General features: G+C 40.7%; 14 protein-coding genes. 8 read left to right on the top strand and 6 right to left on the bottom strand.

Features of this window, described 5'->3' with window-relative positions:
- Nucleotides 1-123: 123 nt before the first annotated feature.
- From FRX97_RS03570 to FRX97_RS03555, 4 genes are all read right to left on the bottom strand, one after another.
- Nucleotides 124-1,317, bottom strand: coding sequence for a pyridoxal phosphate-dependent aminotransferase (locus FRX97_RS03570; RefSeq protein WP_147013487.1), 1,194 nt, complete (start codon nt 1,315-1,317; stop codon nt 124-126).
- Nucleotides 1,318-1,380: 63 nt separating this feature from the next.
- Nucleotides 1,381-1,755 carry a DUF1573 domain-containing protein gene (locus FRX97_RS03565; protein ID WP_147013485.1) on the bottom strand — a complete coding sequence of 125 codons (375 nt, stop codon included), beginning with the start codon at nt 1,753-1,755 and terminating at the stop codon, nt 1,381-1,383.
- Nucleotides 1,756-2,202, bottom strand: coding sequence for a DUF1573 domain-containing protein (locus FRX97_RS03560; RefSeq protein WP_147013483.1), 447 nt, complete (start codon nt 2,200-2,202; stop codon nt 1,756-1,758). It lies immediately after the preceding gene.
- A gap of 70 nt (nt 2,203-2,272) precedes the next feature.
- Nucleotides 2,273-2,764, bottom strand: coding sequence for a response regulator (locus FRX97_RS03555; RefSeq protein WP_147013481.1), 492 nt, complete (start codon nt 2,762-2,764; stop codon nt 2,273-2,275).
- 178 nt (nt 2,765-2,942) lie between these two features.
- Between FRX97_RS03555 and FRX97_RS03550 the strand changes: the two genes are divergently transcribed.
- The 5 genes from FRX97_RS03550 (at nt 2,943) to FRX97_RS03530 (ending at nt 9,307) form a co-directional block, all read left to right on the top strand.
- A complete protein-coding gene (locus tag FRX97_RS03550; protein ID WP_147013479.1) occupies nt 2,943-5,570 on the top strand; it encodes a valine--tRNA ligase in 2,628 nt (875 codons plus the stop codon).
- 13 nt (nt 5,571-5,583) lie between these two features.
- Nucleotides 5,584-7,668: a polyphosphate kinase 1 gene (ppk1, locus tag FRX97_RS03545; RefSeq protein ID WP_147013477.1), complete on the top strand. Its 2,085-nt coding sequence runs from the start codon at nt 5,584-5,586 to the stop codon at nt 7,666-7,668.
- Between the two features lie 2 nt (nt 7,669-7,670).
- Nucleotides 7,671-8,012 (top strand): TfoX/Sxy family protein, encoded by a 342-nt coding sequence (locus FRX97_RS03540; protein WP_147013475.1) that lies wholly within the window; start codon nt 7,671-7,673, stop codon nt 8,010-8,012.
- A gap of 3 nt (nt 8,013-8,015) precedes the next feature.
- Entirely contained in the window at nt 8,016-8,903 is an 888-nt protein-coding gene (locus FRX97_RS03535) for a Ppx/GppA phosphatase family protein (RefSeq protein ID WP_147013473.1), read from the top strand.
- A gap of 167 nt (nt 8,904-9,070) precedes the next feature.
- Nucleotides 9,071-9,307, top strand: coding sequence for a hypothetical protein (locus FRX97_RS03530; RefSeq protein ID WP_147013471.1), 237 nt, complete (start codon nt 9,071-9,073; stop codon nt 9,305-9,307).
- An 85-nt stretch (nt 9,308-9,392) separates the two neighbouring features.
- On the opposite strand, the gene FRX97_RS03525 is transcribed toward FRX97_RS03530, so the two are convergent.
- A complete protein-coding gene (locus tag FRX97_RS03525; protein WP_147013469.1) occupies nt 9,393-11,231 on the bottom strand; it encodes a CHRD domain-containing protein in 1,839 nt (612 codons plus the stop codon).
- A 115-nt stretch (nt 11,232-11,346) separates the two neighbouring features.
- Here FRX97_RS03525 and FRX97_RS03520 point away from each other — a divergent pair, with 115 nt between their 5' ends.
- The gene (locus FRX97_RS03520) at nt 11,347-11,574 is read left to right on the top strand and encodes a hypothetical protein (RefSeq protein WP_147013467.1); all 228 of its coding nucleotides are present in this window, start codon (nt 11,347-11,349) and stop codon (nt 11,572-11,574) included.
- A 1-nt stretch (nt 11,575) separates the two neighbouring features.
- Here FRX97_RS03520 and FRX97_RS03515 read toward each other — a convergent pair whose 3' ends face one another.
- Complete coding sequence (locus tag FRX97_RS03515; protein ID WP_170227008.1) at nt 11,576-12,055, bottom strand: CIA30 family protein; 480 nt, start codon at nt 12,053-12,055, stop codon at nt 11,576-11,578.
- Between the two features lie 429 nt (nt 12,056-12,484).
- Here FRX97_RS03515 and FRX97_RS03510 point away from each other — a divergent pair, with 429 nt between their 5' ends.
- The gene (locus FRX97_RS03510; protein ID WP_170227007.1) at nt 12,485-13,453 is read left to right on the top strand and encodes a hypothetical protein; all 969 of its coding nucleotides are present in this window, start codon (nt 12,485-12,487) and stop codon (nt 13,451-13,453) included.
- A 28-nt stretch (nt 13,454-13,481) separates the two neighbouring features.
- A partial coding sequence (locus FRX97_RS03505) for a LamG-like jellyroll fold domain-containing protein (protein WP_147013460.1) occupies nt 13,482-24,825 on the top strand: 11,344 nt, incomplete at its 3' end.

Genomic DNA, 24,825 nt, shown 5'->3' with positions numbered 1-24,825 from the left:
TTTAACCTGATAAATCGCATGACTATCGATGAGTTGTGTTGAAATATCGATTTATAACCTTTACCTAACAAAAAAGGGAGTCCACAATGGACTCCCTCTCTCAGTAAGCTTTTCTGGACTTTATTAATTGTTTGGATAGGCCTTTAATCCCTCCTCAATACATTTAACAGCGTGTTTAAGTGCCTCAACCTCTAAAACATAGGCTATTCGCACTTCGTCTAGTCCCTGGTTGGGCGTTGCATAGAATCCACTTGCTGGAGCCATCATTACCGTAGCACCTTCAAATTCAAATTCAGAAAGCATCCATTGACAAAAATGCTCCGCGTTTTTTACGGGGAATTTTGCAACAGTGTAAAATGCTCCTCCAGGATTAGGACAAACAACACCATCTATTTTATTAAGACCGTCTACTAAAGTTTTTCTCCTTTGGGTGTATTCGGTTACTACGTTGTCAAAATAAGATTGAGGAGTTTTAAGAGCTGCCTCACCAGCAATTTGACCTAAACTAGGTGGGCTTAACCTCGCTTGAGCAAACTTTAAGATAGTTTGCATCAGTTGTTTATTTCGGGTAACTACCGCTCCAATTCTAGCTCCACACATAGAATAGCGCTTAGAAACAGAATCTACAACTACCACATTGTCTTCAACCCCCTCTAGCTTAAGAGTGGAAAAAGGAGTGGCCCCATCGTAGCAAAACTCTCTATATACCTCATCTGCAAATAGGTACAAGTCGTGTTTTTTAACGATTGCCTTTAGCGCTTCTATTTCTTGTTGGCTGTATAAATAACCCGTTGGATTTCCAGGGTTACAGATCAATATAGCCTTGGTCTTGTTGGTAATAAGTTTTTCAAACTCTTCAACAGGAGGTAGCGCAAAACCATTATCAATGGTAGAAAGGATGGGTTTTACTTTAATACCTGCAGTTACTGCAAAACCATTATAGTTGGCATAAAATGGTTCTGGGATAATTATTTCATCTCCTGGATTTAGGCAAGATTGAAGAGCAAATATTAAAGCTTCCGAACCACCTGTGGTGATCAAAATATCCTCAACTCCAAGTGAAATATCGTATTTGGCATAATATTCAGTAAGCCCTTTTCGGTACGATTCGTTACCAGCAGAGTGGCTATATTCTATATGCTTAATTTCTGAGTTCTTAAAGACTTCGGTTACAACCTCAGGTGCAGGAATATCAGGTTGACCAATATTAAGGTGGTATACTTTTTTACCACTCTTTTTCGCCGCCTCGGCAAAAGGAACTAGCTTCCTTATTGGAGATTCGGGCATGTTTTGGCCCTTTATTGAAATTGCAGGCATAGCTCTAAAAATTTAGTGCTGCAAAAATGGGCTTTTTTGTAGAAGGAAAAAACGGAATTCGCCTTACTTGGATTTTTTTACGTGAACTTTAAACCGAAGGGTTTTGGGGTTTTCTTTGGCGTTGGAAAAAACTTTTAGATCTCTAATCTGGTAACCCGATTTCCCTTTGGTGTCAAAAAATACTTGGATGGAGTCTGTAGCTCCAGGAGGCACTGGGCGCATTGGGAATTTGGTTTTGGTACACATGCAATTCACCTTTATGTTTTTGATAAACAAAGGTGCCTCGCCAACATTTTTAAAAACGTAGTTGTGTTTTAGGTATTCCCCCTCTTCAGTTTTAGGAAACTTGAATTCGGTTTCTTCAAAAAAAAATTCCGCTGCTTGGCCGAAACCAAGAGCGGAATTTAATAAAAGCACGAATGCTAATAAATATTTCATTTAGTTCTTTTCAACTGGAACACCTTCAGAGATTTTCTTCTCTGGAGCCTCAGCTGCAGGTGCGTTAAGAACATTTCCTTTAATTCTTAAGACCATTGTAGGTTCGTTTACTGCGTTACTAGTAAGAGTAACAGACTTGTTAATAGGTCCTACTCTTTTAGTATCGTAACGTACTTTGATTTTTGTTGATTTACCAGGCATAACTGGCTCACGTGACCATTCTGGAACAGTACATCCGCAAGAACCTTTTGCATTAGAAATTACTAGAGGCTCAGTTCCTGTATTTTTTACTTCGAAATAGCAATATGGGTCTGCACCCTTTTCAATTGTACCGTAATCGTGTACTTCTTTGTCAACGCTAATTTGTGGTCCTGTAGCAACAGTATTTTGAGCTTGAGCTCCGAATACCATTAAAACTAAAGCAACTAGTCCTAATACTTTTTTCATCATTTTAATTTTTTACTTGAATGTAAAGGTAACAAAGACTGTACCACAAGCAAAACTTAGATGTAATTCTTTAACAGTTTAATCTGATTACGTCGATTATTTTTTTGGTAATGGGTTTGCGTACGAAACCGAATACAGAGTTGCTTTTAGAAGCCTTTTGAAGGTCGATAGGATTAGTAGAATTGGTTACCAAATAAATTTTAAAGTGCGATTTAAAGTCTTCATCCAGTTCGTCAAAGAGCTCTAAAAAGTCGAATCCATCCATTCTTGGCATAATCAAATCCAGAAAAATGGCATAGCGAGCTTCTGGGTTGTCATCCAGTTTTGCTCTAAGCGTTTTGTTTAAATAGGTAAGTGCCGCTTTCCCACTGACAAAAGTGCAGAAGTTACTAGCAAACCCTTCCTTTTTAAGAATCATTTTATGGAATAGTAAGTCGTTGCGGTTGTCATCAATTATAATGGCCGTTTCGAACTTGGATTGGTCGTCCTTATCGAAACGATAGTGCGAGAAGAACTGTGTTTCCGAATTTGGTTGTGTACTATGCGATACTAAAGATGGCATTAACAGGTATGGTTACAATTTGAATACAATAAAAATACATTCATTCTTACCAGTGCAAGTATCTTTTCTTTAATCAGTACCAAAACTTCTGTAAATCATCATTTCTACCGATAAAAGAATTCTTATCAGTAAAGCTAAATGTCTAATTTTGTCGATCGCTGAAAATTGAAACACAAGCATGTCTATAGCATCAAAATATCAACCCACAGAAGTAGAGAATAAATGGTATAAGTTTTGGCTGGAAAACAAGTTTTTTGCATCTAAGCCAGATCCTAAAAAAGAGCCTTTTACGGTAGTAATCCCTCCGCCAAATGTTACCGGGGTATTACACATGGGGCATATGCTTAATAATACCATCCAGGATATTTTGGTTAGAAAGGCACGTATGGAAGGTAAAAATGCCTGCTGGTTGCCAGGAACTGATCATGCATCTATTGCTACCGAGGCGAAAGTTGTAAACAAACTTAGAGCCGAGGGAATAAAAAAATCGGATTTAACCAGAGACGAATTTCTTGCTCATGCTTTTGAGTGGAAGGATAAACATGGAGGAATAATCCTAGAACAACTAAAAAAGTTAGGAGCCTCTTGCGACTGGGATAGGACCTCTTTTACCATGGATCCTGGATATTCTGAAAGCGTGATCGACGTATTTATAGATCTCTATAAAAAAGGCTATATCTACCGCGGAACAAGAATGGTGAATTGGGATTCCAAAGCACTTACTGCAGTTTCAGATGAAGAGGTAATCCATAAAGAAGTTAAGGGGAAGCTGTACTACGTGAGATATCAGGTAGAAGGCACCGAGGAGTATATTACCATTGCTACTACCCGTCCTGAAACAATATTGGCTGATACCGCGGTTTGTGTGCATCCAGAAGATGATAGATTCAAAAAGTTTCATGGAAAAAGGGTTATTGTTCCCCTAGTAAACCGTGCTGTACCATTAATTACCGATGAATATGTAGATCTTGAGTTTGGTACTGGGGCGCTAAAGATTACCCCAGCTCATGATGTTAATGATTACGAGCTAGGAGAAAAACATGGTTTAGAGCTGATAAACATGCTTAACCCAAATGGTACGCTTAATGAGGCGGCAACCATGTACGTTGGGAAGGATAGATTTGCTGTACGTAAAAAGATTCCGTCCGATTTAGAAGCTGCTGGTGCTCTTGTTAAAATAGAGGACTATGACAATAAAGTTGGTTATTCAGAAAGAACCGACGAAGTGATAGAGCCTAGACCATCGTTACAGTGGTTTGTGGATATGAAAAAACTTTGTGGTCCAGCTGCTAAAGCTGTAGAAACCGACGAAGTGAAATTTCATCCACCCAAGTTTAAAAATACTTATCGCCACTGGATGGAAAACATTAAAGATTGGTGTATTTCCAGACAATTGTGGTGGGGACACCAAATACCAGCATGGTATTACGGTGAAGGAACCGAACACTTTATAGTTGCCAAAACTAAAGAGGAAGCATTAGCAGAGCTCAAGAAGAAAGGTATTACCGTCAATTCAGAAGATTTAAGACAAGATGAAGATGTTTTAGATACCTGGTTCTCTAGCTGGCTATGGCCAATATCCACCTTTGATTCTGATCTAATTAGAACGGGAAAACCTAATGAGGAACTAGCTTATTACTATCCAACCAATGATTTAGTAACGGCTCCGGAGATTATGTTTTTCTGGGTGGCTAGGATGATTATGGCTGGTTACGAATACCTAGGCCAAAAGCCGTTTTCCAACGTTTATTACACAGGGATTGTAAGAGATAAATTGGGACGTAAGATGTCTAAATCTCTTGGGAATTCTCCCGATCCAATAAAACTAATGGAACAGTATGGAGCCGATGGGGTTCGCGTTGGAATGTTATATTCCTCTCCTGCAGGAAACGACTTGTTATTTGATGAAAGCTATTGTGAGCAAGGAAGAAATTTCTGCAACAAGATTTGGAATGCATTGCGCTTAACCCAAGGGTGGGAGCAAAGCGATGCCGCTATGCCGGAGCTAAACAAGTTTGCTATTGACTGGATTAATAACCGAATTAACGAGGTGCTAGTTCAGGTAAACGATCATTTCTCGAAATACAGATTATCTGATGCCCTGATGGCAATCTACAAGTTAGTTTGGGACGACTTCTGTTCTTGGTACCTGGAAACGGTTAAACCGCCTTACGGAGCGCCAATAGACAAGGAGACCTTTAAAGCTACCAATCAGATTTTTGAGAAATTATTGAAACTACTTCATCCTTTCATGCCATTTATTTCCGAGGAAATTTGGCACATAATAAAGGAGAGAGAAGTTAAAGATGCCTTGGTAACCGCCCCATGGCCTAAAGTGGACGCTGTTGACGAAGACCTATTGAATCAATTTGGTTTATCAGCTGCTTTGGTTTCTAACATTAGAAATATTAGAAACAAGGCTGGATTAAGTCCTAAGGAACAATTGGTTCTTAACTATAAAGGAGAATTAACTGGTAATCCAAATTGGGATTTGGTTAAAAAACTAGCAGGGATTTCTGAGGTTAAACAAGTGCCTGAAGAAATAGCTAATGCATACAGTTTTGTTTCATCAGGTGCATCGTTTTTTATTCCATTCTCTGAGAAAATTGATGTAGAAGCGGAGAAACAAAAGATTGAAGAAGAATTAAATTACACCAAAGGCTTCCTTAAATCGGTTCAAAAGAAATTAGCGAACGAAAGATTTGTTTCGAATGCTCCAGAGCAGGTAGTGGCTGCAGAGCGTAAGAAGGAGCAGGATGCAATAAGTAAAATTGAAGTACTAGAATCAAAACTAGGCTCCCTATAGGAGTTTGTGTAGTATGGGGAATAACTTTGAGTTAATAAATAGGGAGCTATCCTGGCTGGCATTTAACGATAGAGTGCTTCAAGAGGCTGCCGATAAATCAGTACCTGTTATTGAACGGGTTAAATTCTTAGGGATATTTTCCAATAACCTAGATGAATTCTTTAAGGTTCGGGTTGCCACGCTTAACCGTATTGTGAACTTTGGAGTTGAAGCAAGGAATTATTTGGAAATGGACCCCGAAGAGTGCCTTGAGATTATCCAATCTACTGTTATCAAGCTACAGTCTAAATTCGAAAAGATTTACGAGGGCTTATTAGATGAGCTTAGGGAAGACAACATTATAATGTTGAATGAGAAGCAGCTCACCCCAGACCAGTTGCTTTTTGTTAGAAAGTATTTTACTGAAAAAGTTAGGCCAAACATTGTACCTATCATGTTGGATAAGCGCAAGCGCTTTCCAACGGTTAAGGATAAAATGATTTATCTGGCCATTAAAATGCACAGGGAAAACAAAGCGCCAGATTACGCATTAGTGGAGTTACCGACAGATGTGTTACCGCGCTTTTTGGTTTTGCCTCCGCAAGGCGGAAGAAGATATGTGATGATGCTCGACGATGTAATTAGAGCTTCATTGCCTGATATCTTCAATATTTTCGATTACGAAGATTTCGAGGCTTACACGATTAAATTAACAAGGGATGCCGAGTTGGATATCGAAGAAGACGTTTCTAAGTCTTTTATGGATAAGCTCGAAAGTTCTATCGAAAACAGGAAAAAAGGGCAGTTTGTCCGTTTTGTTTACGATGCAACCATCCCTGACGATTTATTCGATTTCTTACTGAAGAAATTAAAGTTAAGACAAACCCAAAACCTTATTCCAGGAGGGCGTTATCACAACTTCAAGGACTTTATGGGCTTCCCTAATTTGGGACTTAAAGACTTTGTTAATCCACCTATGCCACCGCTTAAGCATAGGCACTTGGATAAGTACAAAAGCATGTTTAAAGCCATTAGTGAGAAGGACTCTCTTCTAACTTATCCATTTCAGTCTTTCAACTACGTAATCGATTTACTTAGGGAAGCGGCAATAGATCCCAAGGTTACAGCCATTAGGATTAACCTATATCGCGTTGCTAAAAATTCTAAGATTATTAACGCCCTTATTAGTGCCGCTAAAAACCACAAAAAGGTTGAGGTGGTTTTAGAATTACAGGCTAGGTTCGACGAAAAGAACAACCTATACTGGAGTTCCAAGCTGCAGGAAGAAGGAGTAAAAGTTCTTTTTGGAGTAAACGGGTTAAAGGTGCATTCTAAGCTTATTTTAATTGAGCGAAAAGAAGATAAAAAGGTAAAATATTACGCCCATATTGGAACTGGGAATTTCCACGAGGGAAATGCTAAGTTGTATACTGATTATAGCCTTTTAACGGCAGATCAAAGAATTGCTACCGAGGTAAATCGGGTATTTAATTTCTTACGGGAGAATTACAAAATTGGTCCGTTTGAACACCTACTGGTTTCTCCATTTTCTACGCGTAGTAAAATGGTGGAACTAATCCATAACGAAATAGAGCAAGTTAAGCAGGGAAAAGAAGGGTATATCTATCTTAAGCTTAACAATCTCCAGGATAGAGATATGATAATTGAGTTGTATAAAGCATCTCAAGCTGGAGTGAAAATAGTTGGTGTAGTTAGAGGTATTTGTAGTTTAATACCTGGGGTTCCGGGAATGTCGGAAAACATAACCATTGTAAGTGTTATAGACCGCTTTTTGGAACATACGCGGTTGATGATATTTGGAAATGGTGGCGACGAGCAGTTTTATTTAGGCTCGGCAGATTGGATGACCCGAAACCTAGACAGAAGGGTAGAGGTAACCGCTCCAGTTTATGATCCTATTATTAAAAAGGTGCTTAAAGAAACTTTCATGATATACGTGAAAGACAATGTTAAAGCGCGGATAATAGATAAAAACCAATATAATTTGTACGTTTCCAACCAGGGCGAAAGTCGAGTACGAGCCCAATACGAAGTGTACGATTACTTTAAGAATAGACTTGGGGAAGAAGTTCCAGACAAGGAGTTCGCAGAAATATAAATATGGCGTTTAACCAGGCACTAGCAGACCGCATAACAGATTACTTAATGTCAAAAAGGGTGAAGTTTTACTCTAAAAAGATGTTTGGTGGTTTATGTTTTATGGTTGATGACAAAATGTGTGTCGGTATCATCGCAGATCAGCTTATGGCAAGGATAGGTCCAGAGGCATATCCAGAAGCATTAACCAAGCCACATACATCGGAAATGGATTTTACAGGAAAGGCCATGAAGGGATATGTTTATGTGGATCAGGAGGGCTGGGATAATGATGCAGATTTGGAGCATTGGTTAGGTTTAGCCCTGGCCTTTAATCCCAAGGCAAAATCATCTAAAAGAAGGTAGAGTTTGAAATACGGAGCAATAGATATAGGATCCAACGCAATGCGACTGCTGATAGCAGAGGCTAGGAAAAAAGGAGGGAAAACTACCATTAAGAAACTTCAACTGGTGCGCGTTCCAGTTCGTTTAGGTGAAGAAGTTTTTGAGCAGGGTAAAATCTCCGAGTACAATGCAGTGCGTTTAGCGAAATCTATTAATGCTTTTAAATTATTGATGCAGGTTTATGGAATTAAAAACTACTGGACCTGCGCCACTTCGGCTATGCGTGAAGCCGAAAATCAAAAACAAATTGTAGACCTTGTTCACAGTCTTACCGACGTAGAAATTGAAGTAATTTCTGGTGCACGTGAGGCCAAATTAATCCAGTCTACTTTTGAAACTCAAAATCTAGACCTCTCTAAAAAGTACCTATATATCGATGTTGGAGGTGGGAGTACAGAAATATCTGTCTTACATGATGGTGTTGCGGTAGCAAACAAATCATTTAAAATTGGTACGGTAAGAATTTTAAAGGGGAAGGTTAAGAATAAAGTTTGGGAGGAGATTGCCGAATTTGCGGAAGAGCAAAAAAATGGAGAAGACGATTTGATAGCCATTGGTACTGGAGGAAATATTAATAAGCTGGTTAAACTCGCTCCAAACTCCAATACCAGAAGCCGTGAAATTACAACAGAGGATATTTCCAATTTGGTTTCCGAACTGGAGCCTATGTCGGTGGAAGAGCGAATGGATGTGTTTGACTTAAAAGAAGACCGAGCTGATGTTATTGTTCCAGCCGGAAAAATTTACAAAACCGTCCTAGAGAATGCAGGCTTGGGGAAAATTGTTGTTCCTAAAATTGGTCTCTCAGATGGGATGGTTTACTACATGAGTAAATTTAAAAAGTATCAGTAAGCTTTAATTTACTAGGATTTCTCTTTTTGTTCTCATTAAGATGTTATTGGTCTATTGAATTCCTTCGCTCATCGGATTAAAGCTACTATCAATACTACGGCTGATTTAAATTAGGTTTATAAAATACTGTTTTGGTGTAATTTTTCATCCCCCAAAATCCGTTAGCCATGCATTATTATCTCCATCCCTTTGAGGTTTTCCTGGAAAGGAATATACCGTCAAAAAATTGTTCTAAAGAAAGTTTAATTAAAAGTGAAATAGAAGGTCTACTAAAAGACCACAGAAGAGCGGTGAAAGCCTACTTGACGCTCCAAAGATCCTTTGAAGCAAACGGCAAAAAATTGGTATTTGAACAAAATGAGCAGGCGTGTTCCCCAGCGATCGGTGAAAAAATTGCCTCCTAACTATAGTTGCTTTCAAGTGGATAGAAACAAAAAAGGGATGCCCATTTCTGGACATCCCTACCAAGTACCATTAAAAATTACCCTATTACTTAACTATTTTACTAGCTGCCAAAACTGAACCGTTTTTGTATAAACTCAGGATATATACACCTGGTTTAATGTCGGTGGTTATAATTTGGCTTTTAACCCCGTTGGTACTTAGTTCTGTGGTGAGGACTACCTTTCCAGATAAGTCTTGGATAACAGCTTTTTCAGCTTGCTGTGATCCATTTATTTCAATATTGATAAAGTCTGCAAATGGATTTGGAGAAATGGCAACATCCAGATCTTTGCTAAAGCTAGATATGCTTGTAGTGCTCTGGTTGTTTCTATAATCGCGGTCTGCATTACCTCTAATTTCTCCAGACATATTAGCCATAGTGTGGATATTTACATAAACCGAATCTCTTCTAAATTGAAGCTCATTTGCGGCAGTAAATCCAGCATCTGCAGTCCAAAAAGTATAAGCCGCATTATCTATTACTGGCAATGCAAAAAGTACAGGACCTGTTTCTCCAGGAACACCAAGGTGCAAGTGGCCTCCAGTAGCTGGACCAGAAAGGCTATCAAATGCAAGCATTACATGAGCGTTACTTCTACGGCTATCTATTGATACCATACCCGCACCCATAGGAGTTTTAGTAACCATAGGACTAGGAACTTCTTGCTCCGTGTTTAGCTCGTAAGCATAGCCCTCGCGCAACGCACGAATCAAAGTTCCTTGTAATTCACCTGTAGGATTAAGCGTGGTTGAGATTCTTAGCGATACTTCACCGTACAATAAGCCTCTTATTAAGTCTTCGGTAAGTGGTTGCGTAACATCTTCTGAAGTCCAAGATCCAGCAATTACTCCGTCTTGAGCTTGTAGGCTTTTAACAATTTGTCCGCCTCTAACAAAGCTGAAAATTGGTGTTTGAGAAGAAAGGTTTTCTTCTTCGTACACAAAGTAATATCTGAAAGAAGCAAAATCGCTTGCGATGTATCCATGACCAGCAGCCTGCACATCAGTTTGTACGGTTTGAGGCGTTTCTAATTGCGCTTGATCTAATCTTGAGTCTAAATATAGGTCTGAGCTTACTAAAGCTTGTCCACGTATTTCACCCGCAGCATTCATTGTGGTGTGGATGTTTGCGTAAATCAGTCCGTCTTTAATGTAGTTTTTAAGTTTTCCACCCTTTAAAGAGTCTGGAACAGCAACTTTACCGTAAATTCGAGTGCCTCCTTTGATAAGACTAGAAAGATTTACGAGTACTGGTCCGTTCTCACCTGCGGCAGCAAAGTGTAAATGAGCGCCCTGAATGTCTCCCGTTAAACCTGTTGTTATTATAGCAACGCGGATACTATCATCATTTTGGTCGATGATAAAGTTTCCTGAGCCCAATGCTGCAGAACCCATTGGTGAAGGAATTTCTTGTGCGGTGTCTAAGTTGGTGTAGAAACCAAAGTCGCGCTCCAGTTTTATTTGCCCCCTTGCAGTTCCTGTTGCAATTGGGTTTTCAGTATGGATGTTGATGTAATATGCCTCGGTAAATAAACCCTCCATTAAACTGTCTAAATCACCTCCGGTAATTACAGTTTTAATCATGTTTTGGTTAACGAATGGCGTAAGGTTAAAAACTACTCCACCATCAACTCCTGGCATTCCCTCGTGGATATGAGCCCCTGTAATGGCTCCACCCAAGTTACCCGTTGCGATTGTTACAAATAAAGAATCTCTATTCTTGTTTAGAAACAAAGAAGCTATTCCGTTAGCATCAGGATTGGTTACGGTTGTATTATTTTCTCCGTCTAAGCGCGCTGTAAATAGCAGTCTTTCGCTTAGGTGGTCTGCGAATGCGGTAGTTGTGCCAAGCAGCAGACTAAAAGCAAGTAATAATTTTTTCATAGTTGTGTTTTTGGTTTGGTACTGGTACTAACAACAAAAGATTGTTTTTGGATTTTTATGGAGCAGTAAAAAATGTTAATAGGAAAATTTCTACCGCTTATCGATATTTGTATTCATGCGTAAACAAGGGAAGTCTTTACCGGTTTTCCACAAAGAAGGCCTAGCTCAGGGAGTTGGTTTTTTTATTGTTGTGGGGGGAGGAAATACCATACTGGGATATCTAGATGGTAGGTTCGAGACCCCTTTGAATTGTGTTTTGCACATTTTGGGGTGGATCTTTGGTGGACTGATTTATGCCGTAGCCTACAACAGGTGGATAGTTACCTTTAAAAAGGGTGGGTAGTTTACTCTATTCCCATCCATTTTATGTCCAATTGGAATTTCTCATTTTTCTTATTCCCAATTAAAATGGCTACCTCTGTTATTGTTGGAGCATTAAAGTTGGGCATATCCAAAACTCTACCTCGAAATTGAGCTTCGAATTTTTCTAGTGGGAATGCTAGCCGTTCCCAATTCCCAGAAGTTTTAAAATTTAAGACGTAAGAATATGGTTGTTGCGGGTTGGACTTTATTCGAATCTGATATTGCTTCCCGTCTCCTTTCAAGTAACAAACTATGTGGCTTTTTGCTTCGCAGTCTATGTTAACTCCAGGAGATTTTATCATGCAAAACCCACCATTATTTTCAGTTGAGACAAATCCAGAGAATCGCATTCCATCTCCTTCTGTGTATTTAACAGAACTGGAGCTTACTCCGCCCATGACGGTGTCGTTTAGGGGATACCAGTTTTGGCTTGTTTTTGCATGAGTAAAATCAAAAATCATGAGTAGTGAGTATAGGTAAAAAACAAAGGCTCGTAGAAATATATTTGTCAGCATTGCTAGATAAACCCTTTTTAGAACCATTAGTTCTGAGTCATTCAACTAATCCCTTATCTGAGATTTTTTACCCTTCATCGAAGATGTAACACAAATGATTATGGGCATAAACTGCGGTGACCTTGTTTAACAATTTTTTAAGAATGACGGGCTTGGCCTAGCTTGAACCTGTGTTTGATTGTACTAAATAATGCATACCATTCAAATAAATGGGTTTTTACGGAGAGGTTTCACTCAGTTTTGTTCTATCAATGGTAGTTACAAGTCTTTAAATGAAAATACTTAATCCACAAACGCTCATAAGCATTTAGTTAGGTTCTTTATTTCCTACTCCAGTCGTTGAAGCACCCGTAACAATTAAAAACTTTAGTGATTATGGGTTGTAAGTTCCTCACAAAATCCATTCAGCTGGCAACATCTTGTGTTGTACGCTTTCTCTTTCTTGCGTTTTGCTGTTTGAGTTCCTTATTGGCTCAGCAAAATGTGGTACCTAGCAATGTTGACAATTCCGAAACCGAACAGCACTGGTCAAGTGCAGTTTTGTGGGCCACTGAGGGAGAAATTAAAAGTCACAAGATTTCTCTGGAATTAATTGTACCCTGCGGACAGCCTGTATCTCTCGAGAAAATGGGTTGTGCTGTTTTTGAGTCGGTAGGATATCCGAAGGTGGATGTGGAGCTTATCAAGGAGTTTGAGGAAACCGTAAACTTGGCAAATCCAGCTGAATGCGATCAAATAGCCAGCCTCCCCTGCTACAAAAGAGTGAAATACTCTGGTGATGTTGATTTAGCCAAAATACCCGGAGGATACATCGCCGTATGGCAGTCGACCTTGGATGGGATGACCCCAAGTTCTCCTTTTCGGGTTGAAGGGGTTAGTTTAACATTCGTCATCGACGACTATTTACCTTCTCGGGCATTTCAATTTTCCTCAGATTTCTATCCTCTACAGGTTTGTTCCAACAAAGAAATTAGTTATCCATATCCCAATTTAAGTTCTAACCCAATGGATTCTCTATTGCTATCGGGTAAGGGAGAACTTTTCTCAACCAGAAATCAGCTAGATGCTGCCACCGCAACCCTAGATGCACATGTAGCAAATTACACGGCGGCAGAAAACAAACATGATTTTCCTATTTCAGCTCCACCATACTCTGTTTATGGAGATTCAAATGATTTGATTTCTGAACCTGGAATTGATTTACAAATAGACCCTACCCAAGGAACCATAATAGTAAGGGCATACCAGCCGGGGGAAATCCTCTGGAGCGCTAACTACAACAGATACAGAAAAAAATTAAAGGTTGGAGTAATAAAGCAGTTGTTTTTTACCCGCAGCCTGTAAATAGGTATTACCCAAAATACGTAGCGTTATGGTGGTTTCAATTTCACAGTGGGCTCGCTTATCCAATTACTGGAAGGCGATTTCAATTTTCATCTTTTTCATAATTCCCTCTTCTCTTTTTGGGGTCGATTACTATTGGGTGAACGGCTCTGGAAATTGGTCGGATTTCGCGAACCATTGGGCTACTTCCTCGGGTGGATCGGTATTTCATAATCAGGTGCCTAGCCCGAATGATAATGTGCATTTCGATGGGAACTCCTTCAGTGCACCTAATCAACAGGTTACACTAGATGTTGATGCCTTTTGTGCGAACATGACATGGTCATCTACTCTCGGGAGTCTTAATCCGTATTTCCATACCAACAATAAGATTACCACTGTGGGTGTAAATCTTAACATTAACGGAGTTGTACGGTGGATAGGTAATGGTAATCTACACGTGGATGGCGATTTGATAATCAATCCAACCACAGGTCCCCAGTCCTTTGATCCAAATGATGTTTTCCTAAAGGGATCCATGGACATTGCCAACATTACCTGGCAGGCCAATTTTTTATACTTAGACGGTGCTGGAAACGGAAATACCATAAAAACCAACGGGGTAAAACTATATCGCTTGTACCTACGTGGTACGGGAGAGTGGACCCTACAAGATAAACTTGAAGTTAGCTACGAGACTTTTGTGCATCATGGGGTATTTAATTCTGGAGGTAAAAGGGTAGATTTTGGATGGCGCTTGTATGGAATTTACTCAGACGCCGACTTTCATTTAGATTTCACTGGAAGCGATACGGTTGAAGTAGATCGCAGGTGGCGGTTGCACACAGGAACAGCTTCCACCATAGATATGGGGAGTTCTGTATTGTATTTTAATGCCAATGTGCATGATCATTTTTACTTCGATGGGGGTAATAAACCTTATCACGACGTATTTGTGAATTGGCCAACTAACAATACGGGGCATACCTTTTACGTAAGAAATAACAATACCTACAACGATTTTAAAGCCAAGTTTGGATCTCAACAAAGAATTCGATTCGAGGGTTCAAACACCACTTTCAACGATGTAGAATTGGAGTGGATTTATAACGGAACCGGCAATTATTACGGGGATGCAAATTTCTATAATGGGAAAACAATCAATACCCTAACCCTAAAAAATCCAGCCGGGGTTGTTAGAACCTTGTGCTATTTATATCAGAACAACAGCATAGGCACCTTTAATATAGAGCCTGGATTTAAAGAGGTTTATCTCGAACAAAACAGAACGCAATCTATTGGGTCCATAAATTGGCAAGGTGGGTGTACAAGCGTTCCTTTAATTGCCAGTAATTCCAATGGAATTGCAAATATTTCAATGGCTTCGGGTACAAGTCAGGTGGATCAGTGTAAGCTGAGAAACCTAAATGGTATTGGAGGGGCTTCTTTTGTTGCGAATAGTTCGGTCGATTTAGGTGGTAATAGTAATTGGACCTTCCAAAACTCATCAACCACCGATTTGTATTGGGTAGGAGGCAGCGGAAACTGGAGTGATCCAAACCATTGGGCAACCAGTAGTGGAGGAACTCCAAATGGAACCTGTTATCCTCAAGCTAATGATAATGCCATTTTCGACGCTAATTCCTTTTCCGCTGCAGGGCAAACCGTAACGGTAAACCTACATGCCGAGGTAGCTACAATGCATTGGAAATCAGGGGTGGTAGGTAATCCAAGAATTAACGGTTCATTCAACCTTACTGTAAACCAAGACCTTAAAATTGATGGAGATATGATCTACAACCAAACCGGTTGGCTGTATCTCTATGGGTCATTAATTTTAAATCCAGATGTACAGTGGGATCATTATAATTGGACTTCTTTTCAAGCGGTAGATTCTAACAATGTTATAGATATGGCTGGGCATCAAATGCGTAGCCATGTTCGTTTTGATGGTAAGGGAGGATTGTGGACACTGGCAGATGAATTTAAAACAGCGAATGGGCATGAAACCCAGTTTTTCAATGGTACGCTGAAATCGAATGGACATCAAATATATTTCGGATGGCGACTACACGGTTGGGTTAACGGTACTGCGTACAATTATCATCTTGATTTAACCGGAACGGATTCGGTATTTGTAGATCGTAGATGGGAGGTGTATCCAAGTAATAGTTCCAAGGTAACCGCCTCAAACACAGTAGTTAGCTTTGATAATAACATAGCCGACCACAATTATTTTTATGGAGGGGTGAATACATACGGCGGTCTGAGTTCTAAGATGCGACACAGCAGTTCTTCCCACACTTTTTACATTAACTATCAGGATACCATACTCGGGAAATCTACATTCGAGTTTTGGGGAAATCAAAGACTTTCTCAAAGCAATCAGAACGCACTTTTTGGACCCGTAGAATTTATTTCCACCACAACTAACACCTCGTATACACCTCATGTAGTTTTTAATGCAAGAACCATGGGCGATTATAACGCCCTTTCCAACATAGTTACAAAGTCGTACTTGTATTACGGAACGGTAAAAAGCATTGTTATCCCAGCGGGACACGAGCTTTATTTCGCCTCGGGCCAAACCAAAATCATTACAGACTCGCTTATTGCCATTGGTCAGTGTGATAAACCGCTTTCAATACAGGGGAATTCGAGTGGCAATGCCGCTACACTTTCCATGGTGGCTGGGGCGAAATTTCAGGTGGATTATGCCTACTTAAAGGATCTTAATGGAGTTGGTGGAAATGCTTTTGTAGCAACCAATACAGCGGACTTAGGAAATGTGTCTGGGTTTAACCTAGGTAGTTTTAGCATAAATAAACTGTATTGGGTAGGTGGATCCGGAGACTTTAGCGATGCAGCGCATTGGTCGCTAAGCTCGGGTGGAAGTCCACAAGTTTGCCCACCATCCCTACTAGACACCGTAATATTTGATCACAATTCTTTTCCATCAACGGGAGGAGTTGTAAATATCGATCAGCAAAACGAACAAGTAGGAACCATGATTTGGACCAGTGGCGTATTGGGAAATCCAGTATTAACTGGAAATCAAAATTTAATCATTAATGGTAGTTTGTTGATTGATGGTGCCATGCAATTCAATCAAAATAGCAACTTAACTATTCGTGGGTCTTTAAGGTTTAATCCAAACTTGGTTTGGAACCATAGCAACAATATTTATTTCTATTCCGATAGCACCAATAACACGCTGAAGTTTAACGGTTTTGAAAATTTCCTTGGGCACATGTATTTCAACAACCCAGGAAACAACAATACCTCTTCTCCAAAATGGACCTTTCTTGATAATATGGTTCACCATATCGATTACAATTTCCAGGTGTATCGCGGTAATTTCGATTTCCTAGGAAACAAGTATCAGTTTGGATATCAATTATATGCGTGGACTAGTGGTATATGCAATTTTGATTTCAATAGTACCGATACCATCATTGTGAGACGAGGGCTAGAGTTTTACAGTAACACGAGTTCCACCTCCGTAACCCAAAATAAACCCCTTGTGATTTTCAAAAGTCCGCAATATGAGGATTTTAGATTCCGGGGAAATCATAAGGCCTGGGGTAACTTTGATATGGATATGGATTATCCCCACCATGGATGGCGACAGATTTGGTTTCTCGAATATCAAAGCCTCGGGGATGTAGATGTATTTATGGCCCAGGGCTCTAATACACATAGACAGCTTCATTTTAATGGGGGAAGTAACTTATCAGATACCTATGGTAATCTGAATGTAGAGGCGGGGGGAGCGCATACATATGTGTACACCCAGAGTGGAAGAACATGGAAAAATATATCCATGAAAAGTAATGGGCACCTCTACTCCTGGAGGTGGTTTGCCTACAACCTAAATGCCGATACGATCCGCATAGATGGGGTAAGAATGGAAATTCCCAACGGGCATACGGTAAATGCCAAGGCCTTAATTCCCGCCAATAGCTGTACCAACGAATCTGAAATATATGGTTCTAGTACCAGCTCAGTTTTAAACATAGATACTGGCTTTACAGTAAACGCGAACTACATAAAATTAACCAACCACGCTGCAACAGGTGGAGCGATATTTAATGCTCAGAATGCCACCGTAACAGGAACTGTTACAGGTTGGAATATTAATCCCGTTCCAAATTATAATCTGTATTGGGTAGGTGGATCTGGAGATTGGGACGACGTTAATCATTGGTCTTTTACCTCCGGAGGAAGTCCAACAGGGTGTGTGATTCCACAGGCAAAGGATAATGTAATTTTTGATGCCAACTCATTCAGCCCCGGTGATAACACGGTGACTTTTTATACAGGAAACACCAAGCAGTGTAAGAACTTCATTGTAAATGGAACAACTGAAAATCCCAATTTCAATGGAAACAGAACCTTGCAAGTGTATGGGGATATGGTTCTTAATGATGCGTGTAATTACAATCACGGTGGGGAGTTGCATTTATTTGGTTCTATTAAGGTGGACGTGAGCGTTAATTGGGCTCACCATCACTGGACTCGGTTTTATGCCAGCAGCGGTAATCACGAAATTGATATGAATGGGGTGGGATTCGACTACCATACCCATTTTTATGGAGGCCCAACCGCTACATGGACTTTACAAAGTCCATTCGATTACAGCCATAGATACGGCTACACCACCCATTTCCAAAGAGGACATTTGGTTGTGAACGGGCAGTTCACACACTTTAGTCACCAATTTTACTCGAATTACAATGATGTTCGAAGTATAGATATTTCTGGAAGTACAGTAAATGTTGAAGAATGGTGGCGCGTTGGAGGTGCTAATTTTTCTATTAATTCGGCGAATTCTGAGATTGTAATTGATGATATTAATAATAGCCATGCCTATTTCTATGGAGGTGGCCATACTTATGACGATGTTACTTTTATTTCTAATAACAGTGGAAATAATTACCAAACACAAATTCACGATAATAATGAGTTTGGTGATGTGGTTTTTAAACCCAGTGCCCAGCGCCAAATCCATATAAATGGCAATGGAAAGTACAATTCATTTGCAATAGAGGTTAACAATAACAACGTAAGTACTACTACGAATATCAATGTAAATGGGAGCAATGATTTCGGTTCTTTTACGGTTCTTTCTCCTGGAACAGCTGGACCGTATATTTACCTTAATGAGGATAATAGTTTTGGAAACTTCGCTGGTGCAGGGCAGGCAACGCGACTGTTTATTGGATCGGGAAAAACTCAAACAGTAGAAGATTTTACGTTGCTCGGAACCGGGGGAGCCCCGGCCTTTTTACAAAGCACCACGGCGGGAAGTCAAGGTACTTTGTATAAAGAAGATGGTTTGATTTGTATGGATTTCATCTGGCTTAAGGATATTAATGCAGATGGTACAGCCACCTTCAATGCCGGTGCATCTAGTCAAGATCTGGGGAATAATACAGGATGGAATTTTCAATCGTGCGACGGTTATTACTGGGTAGGTGGATCTGGAGATTGGAGTGATACTACGCACTGGGCAAATAGTTCGGGAGGAACTCAGAAACATCTAGTTCCCCCTTCAAAATTTGATAATGTTTATTTCGATGCCAATTCGTTTAGCTCAGCAAATCAAGTTGTAAATATCGATGTAGTCGCCCCGGAAGTGTTCGACATGGATTGGCTTAGTGCGTTCTATCATCCCACCTTCAAAATGAACGGTAAGGCAATAGATATCCATGGTAGCTTAACCTTAACGGCGAGCATGACCATAGATTCTACCTTTAAATGGGTGTTTAAAGGCACTACTGGAGAACATAAAATAAATGCAGCCGGTCACGATCTGCAAATTGCTCATTTTGAGGGGCCAGGAGGGATTTCACCAGCAGGTACCTGGAATCTTACCAATCGCTTTGATGCTTCTAATCAAATGTTGATAAAGAGAGGTTTTTTTAATTCCGATGATTTTGATTTAGGATTGGGCGCCTTGATAATTCAAAGCGATGCCAATGGTGGAGCAATAGATTGGGGAGAATCTGAGATAACCCTAAAAAGCAGCTACTCGGAATCCGATTTAAGCAACCTTCCTATAGATGCCGATTCGGCGCATATCATCTTAAGTCCAGATTATTATGCCGGCTTTACAGGTAAGGGACTTTATTCCATTAAGAAGGTTAGTATTGAAAATAACGATGGTAACTACATCATTTTTGGAGGTCCAAACAAAATATCAACCCTTAATGTCGGTTCCGGATCTAACGTGGCGTTTACCGTAGGAGCCAATTCAGTAGATAGTATAGGCACTCTTAATTCTTTAGGAACCTGTAGCCAGGTTACCAGTCTTTCTTCTTATGGCACGTCTGCAGCCTTTTTGGTTCTTAATGAGGCCAATGTAGCTTTTAATAGTATTAAAAATATTACTGCCATTGGGGCCAACTCACCTTTTGTTGCTGAAAACTCTACAGACCAAGGAGGGAATACGGGCTGGAGTTTTACTCAGGCTCCCGTCTTAGAAGTAGAGATCATTGCTAATAATGCGACTTGTCCCAACCCAAACAACGGTAATGCCAAGGCGCAGGTAACAGGAGGTAAACTTCCTTTAGAGTTCGAGTGGTCAACACTTGAAACCACAGATTCTATTTCGGGCTTGGTACCAGGAACTTATTTCGTAGCGGTTACAGATAGCAATGGTTGTCAGGCCAGTGATACAGTTGTTATTTCCGCACCGAGCAATTTTGGGTTCGAGATTGCGCTGCAGGGCGATGCTGTTTGTAATGGAGAAAACGATGGTACAATTTCCGTAACAGCAGTCCATGCCGATTCTATTCAATACGAGTATCTGTGGAGTACTGGAGATACTTTGGCTACTGTTTCTGGATTAGGAAGAGGGAAGTATAGCGTGGCGGTTTCTGACGAAAACGGCTGTGTGGCCAACGGAGCAATTGCAGTAAATGAGCAAGACCCATTTTCAATAAATATTGAAAGCGAAATTGAGGCTTGTGGTGGAGATAGCATTCAATTTACAGCATCTGCTGGTGGTTTCACATCAGCACTGGATTTCGATGGGGGAGATGATTACCTCGAGGTTCCCCATGATGCGGTTCTCAACGTGCCTTCAGGTGATTTTACTCTCGAAGCATGGATTTATCCACATAGTGGAGGAAGCAGAACTATTTTTTCAAAAGGACACGGTTCTGGAGGAACTAATCCAGATGTATATATTTTCCAATATCAGTCTAATAGACTTGCTCTTTACCTTGGAAACACTTCAAGTGGTGGGCAATGGCAATACTCTAATTCAACTTTTTCAACAAATCAATGGACCCATGTGGCGGTTAGTTATGATTATAGCAATGGTCAAGCGACCTTCTACATTAACGGGCAAGCCGATGGGACTAAAACCTTTACCAATGCACCTACCTATGCTGGAGACCAGAATAGCCTTTTTATAGGGAAGCAAGGGTATGGATGCAATTGCAATTATTTCGATGGAGTTATTGACGAGGTAAGAATTTGGAATAAACAAAAAAGTGCAACAGAAATTGCTAGTGAATTTCAAGAAACCCTCTCTGGATCCGAATCAGGTCTTGTAGCTTATTTTCCTTTTAGTGAAAATTCTGGAACTACCACTCGTTCTATTCAAGCATTAATTAGTGATGCTGTTTTAACAAACATGGTTCCTGGAGATGACTGGGTTGCTGCAAGCAATGAAAATTATCTTGGCGCTAATTACAGCTATGCATGGGATTTTGGAGATGGAAATACAGGTACTGGTAAAGAAATTTCCAACGTCTACTCAGATGAAGGAAGCTATCAGGTGCAGGTAACCGGAACAGATGCAACGGGATGCGAACAAACGGGGGCTCAAAGTATTGAGATTTACCCTGAGTTAACCGCAACCGCAGTGGTGAATGATGTGAAATGTAATGGAGATTGTGATGGTGAAGTTGCATTTAGTTTTTCGGGAGGGAAAGCTCCTTATCAATTAAGCTCACCCTCCGAATTTGAGGATGATTTTACCGGTTCAAACTTAAATACTAGTGCGTATGTGAAAGATCCCTACGGAACCTATTCGCAACAGAATAATGAACTTGTTTTTAGTCATGGAGGTGGCTGGAATAAGTACTTCTTTACACAACAAAACTTTTCAAGAGAGCCTGGTAAAATCTTTAGCTTTAGCTATTACCATAAAGGTGGACACACCATGATAGGTTGGTACAGCCCAGATAATTCGAATGGAAATAGATATTTTAATCTACCGCACTCTATTTACTTCGCTCATAATAATTTGGGAGTTTACGAAGATGGGTCGCATAGAATTTGGTTCGAAGGTCAAATTCCAGGCGGCTATACTAAAAATACATGGTATGAATGCGAAATTGAGCTTAAAGCGAGTGGTGCAATTTATCGTGTGCGAAAGGCGGGTGCTGCCAACTTCGTAACCTACTATACCAGTAATTATTCTACGGAATCCAATTTAAGTGTTGGATTAGCAATTCACGATTCGCCAGGTAATATGACGGACAATTGGAAGGTTTCGGCTGGATCAAATTCCCAACCTACTTCCGGGTTATGTCCAGGTGATTATACCTATGTTGTTAGTGACTCACTCGGTTGCACGGTTAATGTAGATTTTACCATATCCGAGCCCGCAGCGCTGAGTCTTAATATTTCAGCAAAAGACACCTTTTGTTTAGGCGACTCGGCAATGCACTTTTCATCTTCTGCCTCCGGTGGGGTGACTCCATACAGCTATGCTTGGAATTTTGGAGACGGTGGCAGTTCAAGTGCATCCAGTCCTTCTCATAGTTACTCAAATGAAGGAACTTATACGGTTACTTTAATTTTAACCGACTCCAATAATTGTATTATACAAGCACAAACCAATGTAGTTTCATATCAATGTAATCAACCTCCAGTTGCGGTTTGTCAAAATGCACTGCTTGGAACAGATAGTAACTGTCAGGCTATTGTAACATATAATGATATAGATGGAGGCTCCTACGATCCAGATGGTGATAATTTCACCATTCAAGTGCTTAATCCAGGTCCATACCCAATTGGTACTCATGTGGTGACGCTAAAAGTTACTGACCCATCTAGTGAAACCGATCAATGCCAAGCAACAGTAACAATTAAGGATAATGTAGATCCGATAGCGGTATGTAAAGACATAACGATTCAATTAGATGCGAACGGAGCAGCTTCCATAGTTGCAGCAGACGTAGATGGCGGATCCAATGATGCTTGTGGTATCCAGGGTCTGGCTATCGACAAATCCCAGTTCGGATGTAGTGATGTTGGAGCGAATACCGTTACGCTTACGGTAACGGATAACAACGGAAACCAATCCAGCTGTCAAGCGACAGTGACGGTAGTCGATTCTGTAGCACCAGTGGCTTTATGTAAAGACATAACGATTCAATTAGATGCGAACGGAGCAGCCTCCATAGTTGCAGCAGACGTAGATGGCGGATCAATTGACGCTTGTGGTATACAGGGCTTAGCGATCGATAAATCACAGTTTGGTTGTAGTGATGTAGGAGCGAATACGGTTACCTTAACCGTTACGGATAACAACGGAAACCAGTCTAGCTGTCAAGCAACGGTTACCGTGGTAGATTCCGTTCCTCCGGTGGCTGTATGTAAAGACATTACGATTCAATTAGATGCTAACGGAGCTGCTTCAATAGTTGCATCAGATATCGACGGCGGCTCAAACGATGCTTGTGGTATTCAAGGCTTAGCGATCGATAAATCACAGTTTGGTTGTAGTGATGTAGGAGCGAATACGGTTACCTTAACCGTTACGGATAACAATGGAAACCAATCTAGCTGTCAGGCGACGGTTACGGTGGTGGATTCTGTACCACCGGTGGCTATTTGCCAGGATATTACGATACAGTTAGACCATTTAGGCTTGGCTTCTATTCAACCGATAGATATTGATGGAGGTTCAAACGATGCCTGTGGTATTCATGGCTTAGCTATCGACAAATCACAGTTCGGATGTAGTGATGTTGGAGCGAATACCGTTACGCTTACGGTAACGGATAACAATGGAAATCAGTCTAGCTGTCAAGCGACGGTAACAGTAGTCGATTCTGTAGCACCAGTGGCTTTATGTAAAGACATTACGATTCAATTAGATGCGAATGGAGCAGCTTCCATAGTTGCAGCTGACATAGATGGCGGATCAAATGATGCTTGTGGTATCCAGGGTCTGGCTATCGACAAATCACAGTTTGGTTGTGGCGATGTTGGACCGAATACGGTTACGCTTACGGTAACGGATAACAACGGAAATCAGTCTAGCTGTCAAGCGACGGTAACAGTAGTCGATTCTGTAGCACCAGTGGCTTTATGTAAAGACATCACAATTCAATTAGATGCGAACGGAGCAGCTTCCATAGTTGCAGCAGATATTGATGGCGGATCTAATGATGCTTGTGGTATCCAGGGTCTGGCAATCGACAAATTCCAGTTTGGATGTAGCGATGTAGGATCGAATACGGTGACACTAACGGTTACGGATAACAATGGAAACCAGTCTAGCTGTCAAGCGACGGTGACGGTAGTCGATTCAGTAGCACCAGTGGCTGTATGTAAAGACATCACAATTCAGTTAGATGCGAACGGAGCAGCTTCCATTGTTGCAGCAGACGTAGATGGCGGATCCAATGATGCTTGTGGTATCCAGGGTCTGGCTATCGATAAATCACAGTTCGGATGTAGCGATGTTGGAGCGAATACCGTTACGCTTACGGTAACGGATAACAATGGAAATCAGTCTAGCTGTCAAGCGACGGTAACAGTAGTCGATTCAGTAGCACCAGTGGCTGTATGTAAAGACATTACGATTCAATTAGATGCGAACGGAGCAGCTTCCATAGTTGCAGCTGACATAGATGGCGGCTCAAACGATGCCTGTGGTATTCAAGGCTTAGCGATCGATAAATCACAGTTCGGATGTAGCGATGTTGGAGCGAATACGGTGACACTAACGGTTACGGATAACAATGGAAACCAAGCTAGTTGTCAAGCGACAGTTACGGTGGTGGATTCTGTACCACCGGTAGCACTTTGTCAGGATGTAACGATACAGTTAGATCATTTAGGATTGGCATCTATCCAACCGATAGATATTGATGGAGGTTCAAACGATGCCTGTGGTATTCATGGCTTAGCTATTGACAAATCACAGTTTGGCTGTGGTGATGTTGGAGCGAATACGGTTACCTTAACCGTTACGGATAACAATGGAAACCAATCCAGTTGTCAAGCTAAGGTTACCGTGGTGGATTCTGTACCACCGGTAGCAATTTGTCAGGATATAACGATACAGTTAGATCATTTAGGCTTGGCTTCTATTCAACCGATAGATATCGATGGAGGTTCAAACGATGCCTGTGGTATTCAAG

This window comes from Luteibaculum oceani, from assembly GCF_007995015.1.
Taxonomy (GTDB): Bacteria; Bacteroidota; Bacteroidia; order Flavobacteriales_D; family Luteibaculaceae; genus Luteibaculum; species Luteibaculum oceani.
Note: the sequence above shows the minus strand (reverse complement) of the source record. Positions and strands in the feature narration are given on the sequence as shown.

What these genes read in the sequence shown, in the direction of transcription:
- FRX97_RS03515 (WP_170227008.1), bottom strand. Translation starts at nt 12,055, where the DNA reads ATGATTTTTGATTTTACTCATGCAAAAACAAGCCAAAACTGGTATCCC.
- FRX97_RS03520 (WP_147013467.1), top strand. Translation starts at nt 11,347, where the DNA reads ATGCGTAAACAAGGGAAGTCTTTACCGGTTTTCCACAAAGAAGGCCTA.
- FRX97_RS03555 (WP_147013481.1), bottom strand. Translation starts at nt 2,764, where the DNA reads ATGCCATCTTTAGTATCGCATAGTACACAACCAAATTCGGAAACACAG.
- FRX97_RS03540 (WP_147013475.1), top strand. Translation starts at nt 7,671, where the DNA reads ATGGCGTTTAACCAGGCACTAGCAGACCGCATAACAGATTACTTAATG.
- ppk1 (WP_147013477.1), top strand. Translation starts at nt 5,584, where the DNA reads ATGGGGAATAACTTTGAGTTAATAAATAGGGAGCTATCCTGGCTGGCA.
- FRX97_RS03565 (WP_147013485.1), bottom strand. Translation starts at nt 1,755, where the DNA reads ATGAAATATTTATTAGCATTCGTGCTTTTATTAAATTCCGCTCTTGGT.
- FRX97_RS03570 (WP_147013487.1), bottom strand. Translation starts at nt 1,317, where the DNA reads ATGCCTGCAATTTCAATAAAGGGCCAAAACATGCCCGAATCTCCAATA.
- FRX97_RS03525 (WP_147013469.1), bottom strand. Translation starts at nt 11,231, where the DNA reads ATGAAAAAATTATTACTTGCTTTTAGTCTGCTGCTTGGCACAACTACC.
- FRX97_RS03560 (WP_147013483.1), bottom strand. Translation starts at nt 2,202, where the DNA reads ATGAAAAAAGTATTAGGACTAGTTGCTTTAGTTTTAATGGTATTCGGA.
- FRX97_RS03510 (WP_170227007.1), top strand. Translation starts at nt 12,485, where the DNA reads ATGGGTTGTAAGTTCCTCACAAAATCCATTCAGCTGGCAACATCTTGT.
- FRX97_RS03530 (WP_147013471.1), top strand. Translation starts at nt 9,071, where the DNA reads ATGCATTATTATCTCCATCCCTTTGAGGTTTTCCTGGAAAGGAATATA.
- FRX97_RS03550 (WP_147013479.1), top strand. Translation starts at nt 2,943, where the DNA reads ATGTCTATAGCATCAAAATATCAACCCACAGAAGTAGAGAATAAATGG.